This window comes from Psychrobacter sp. 1U2, assembly GCF_051847575.1.
The window spans coordinates 1-616 of sequence record NZ_JBPYDC010001364.1 but is presented as its reverse complement, the minus strand read 5'-3'; the positions used below and the strand labels follow the sequence as shown (position 1 = coordinate 616).

1 pseudogene is annotated in these 616 nt (G+C 40.3%); it reads left to right on the top strand.

Features of this window, described 5'->3' with window-relative positions:
- Positions 1 to 277: 277 nt before the first annotated feature.
- Positions 278 to 616, top strand: a pseudogene (locus tag ACS8FD_RS22120) (urocanate hydratase); the annotation flags it as partial.

Sequence of the window (616 nt, the reverse complement as noted above, 5' to 3'; positions counted from 1 at the left end):
ATTCATTTTATTTAGTATCAACTATATGTGACTGTGCAGCTATAAAAGTGCTGACATAATATCACGACAGTTATGACAATCACCATGAGAACACCTTATCTGATGCAGTTACTTCACCCACACCGTAGCTATTTATAAAAAAGTGCTTGCATAAGAAAATAATCTTTGATAATTTGTATATACAACTTATGTTATACCAAATAATGCTACTACTAAAATGTCACCAGCAAACTGTATAGATAATCACAAGGATATGATCATGACTACCGATAATAAAATGAACAACAACGGCACCAGCAACCGCAATGTTTTTACGCGTCGTGATGAGAGCCGCAACATTGCTGCACCGACTGGCAGTACATTAAATTGCAAAAGCTGGCTGACCGAAGCGCCTTATCGCATGATTCAAAACAATCTACACCCTGACGTGGCCGAAAACCCAAAAAGCTTGGTTGTGTATGGCGGTATCGGACGTGCAGCCCGTAACTGGGAAAGCTATGATCAAATACTCGCGTCACTCAAAGAATTAGAAGACGATGAGACCTTATTAGTGCAATCAGGCAAACCAGTTGGCGTCTTTCAAACTCATGAAAATGCGCCACGTGTACTCATTGCC